The sequence below is a fragment of the Legionella tunisiensis genome (genome assembly GCF_000308315.1).
Taxonomy (GTDB): Bacteria; Pseudomonadota; Gammaproteobacteria; order Legionellales; family Legionellaceae; genus Tatlockia; species Tatlockia tunisiensis.
Map to the genome: position 1 here is coordinate 1 of NZ_CALJ01000265.1, position 2,389 is coordinate 2,389.

Sequence of the window (2,389 nt, forward strand, 5' to 3'; positions counted from 1 at the left end):
TGAAATTAATCCTATTATAATGGGATTAATGGGAAATTAGCTCGAAAATATTATATGAAGTCTACGTTAGTAGGATTATATGGCCAAGCAAATAAAAAATTAAAGACTCCTAATCTTCAACAGCCGCTAACCGCAAAATTGTTAGGAGACACCATTAAAGCACGTCGAACTCAAAGTGATTTACGGTTAGAGGATGCTGCTGCTTTATGTGGTGTAGCCAAAGAAACCTTTATGAAAATAGAGCATGGGCAATCGAACTGTCAGTTAGCAAGTGTATTACAAATTTGTTCTGGTTTAGGGATAAATCTTTATATAAAGCCGTGGGTGGAGAACGGTGGAGATGAAAATGATTGGAGCTAAACAAACCCTGGATGTTTATCTGGGAAAATATCAAATAGCCAATATTACCCTGATCGAGGATCAGTTGTATTTGAAGTACAATGAAAACTGGCAAAAGAAAGGCTACGCGATTTCTCCACACTTACCTTTGCATCAGGATGTTCCATCTTTAAATGTACAGCGTTTTTACGAAATTTATTACCTGAAGGAAACCCCTTAGAAGTATTAGTTAATAGTTTTCATTTAAGTAAAACAATACATTCGGGCTAATTCGAGCCTTAGGATTAGATACACCCGGTTCCTTAGTGATATTGCTAGCTAATCAAGCAATTCCTGATAAAGCTCATTTTCGACTAATAGCCGATGAAGAATTGGAGCAGCGTTTAAATAATCGTGATCCTTATAGTTTAATTGTTTGGGATGGTAAACCCCGTCTTTCGGTTGCTGGGGTACAGGATAAAATAAATGTGATGTTAAATAAGCAAGGACAACTTGGCTTTGGAGAGGGTAGTTTGTGTTCTACTCATATTCTTAAATTTGAAACCCAAAAATTGTCTTATTTAGTTTTAAATGAATACTTAAGTATGCAATTAGCTAAAGGATGTGGATTGAGTGTCGCCAATGTTCAGATGAAACGTTTTGGCCGCCATCCTGCTTTATTGGTAGAGCGTTTTGATAGGAAGTTAACTAATAATAACCTAGTTAAAAGACGCCACCTGATAGATGGTTGCCAGGCATTGAATTTACCCCCTGAATTTAAATATGAGCAAAATTTTGGAAATAGCAGAGATGTGGCACATATTCGAGATGGGGTCAGCTTGCCGAAGCTGTTTGATTTTGCAAATCGATGTATAAATCCTGCAAAAACCAAGCAACAAATACTGGATTGGGTTTTATTTAATAGTTTGATTTTTAATTGTGATGCTCATGGCAAAAATATTAGTTTCTTTGTTAGCGAGGAAGGGATTACGCTAGCCCCATTTTATGATTTAGTAAATATAAAAATGTATCCTGAGTTTGAGCATGCATTAGCAATGGCATTAGGGGATGAATTTGATGGGGACAATATTAATGCTTATCAGTTAGCTGATTTTGCTGATATATGCCAGTTAGCAAGGTCGTTGGTTGCTAAACGCCTAAAATACATTATTGGCAAATTAATATCTGCCCTTCAGGATGAATTGACACTTATTTCAGTTGATGAAAGCGAAAAAGCTTATTTAAATAAATATCAAGACATTGTCACTAAGCGATGTAAGCATTTATTAATTCAGAGTAACCACATTACCACCATGACTATCTAGCTCTTCTACCCATTACAGGATATTGCACATTTTAGAAGATAGGAAAAGAATACGTTCCCAAACAAATATTGGATATCATAGAGCATATAAATAAACATAGTTCTGGTAATTAATTTAAATGGCTCTATTGAGCTGATTATCGGATTAAAATTATATTGCTGCAGTGACCATGACTCTTTTTTATAAAAGTGTTTCAATGATTTGCCGTAGCATCACTGCAGTAATCGGCTTAACACAAACGTCATCTGCTCCCAATTGTAAACAAATTTGTTTTAATTCCTCACTTATATGGGCTGAGATAACAACAATGGGGGTGTTTTTATTCAGTGTGCTATTACGAATAATAGGGAGTAATTCAATCCCTGGTCTATCTGGTAACCCCAGGTCCGAAATAATGCACTGGTACGCTTGCTCTGCCAGTCGTTCTAAAGCCTCCTCTGCAGTACTTGCCAATTCGATATGATAATAATCGCGCAGTGCTGCGAGATAAATTTGCTGGCAGATAAAATTATCTTCAATGATCAGTAGCTGTGGTTTGGCCGTTATCCCTTTCTCTTTATTAGACATGTCTAAATCCTTTGTAATCGAAAGGGGGGTATTATTTCTTTTCCAAATTTGAAAAAACACTACCTAAAAAGGAAGTCATGAGTGCTGTATTGATAAGGTTTATATGAAAGAAGGGGAGGAGCATTCGTTATTGGAAAAGGATCTTTGATGTAAATCTAGGAATAAAAATGTCTGTAGTG

Annotated in this window: 4 protein-coding genes; 3 read left to right on the top strand and 1 reads right to left on the bottom strand. The window is 36.0% G+C overall.

Going from position 1 to position 2,389, the window contains the following annotated elements; all coding sequences use genetic code 11:
- The first annotated feature begins 54 nt into the window (after positions 1 to 54).
- The 3 genes from BN58_RS26320 (at position 55) to BN58_RS26325 (ending at position 1,643) form a co-directional block, all read left to right on the top strand.
- On the top strand, positions 55 to 360 hold the full coding sequence (locus tag BN58_RS26320; RefSeq protein WP_019217677.1) for a helix-turn-helix domain-containing protein: 306 nt from the start codon (positions 55 to 57) through the stop codon (positions 358 to 360).
- Positions 347 to 559 (top strand): HipA N-terminal domain-containing protein, encoded by a 213-nt coding sequence (locus tag BN58_RS34880; protein WP_019217678.1) that lies wholly within the window; start codon positions 347 to 349, stop codon positions 557 to 559. Before BN58_RS26320 ends, BN58_RS34880 begins: the two co-directional genes overlap by 14 nt.
- A gap of 85 nt (positions 560 to 644) precedes the next feature.
- Positions 645 to 1,643, top strand: a complete 999-nt coding sequence (locus tag BN58_RS26325) for a HipA domain-containing protein (RefSeq protein ID WP_232220709.1) — start codon at positions 645 to 647, stop codon at positions 1,641 to 1,643.
- Positions 1,644 to 1,823: 180 nt separating this feature from the next.
- Here the strand turns inward: BN58_RS26325 and BN58_RS26330 are convergent, their stop codons facing one another.
- Positions 1,824 to 2,210: a response regulator gene (locus BN58_RS26330; protein WP_019217680.1), complete on the bottom strand. Its 387-nt coding sequence runs from the start codon at positions 2,208 to 2,210 to the stop codon at positions 1,824 to 1,826.
- Between the last annotated feature and the right edge of the window lie 179 nt (positions 2,211 to 2,389).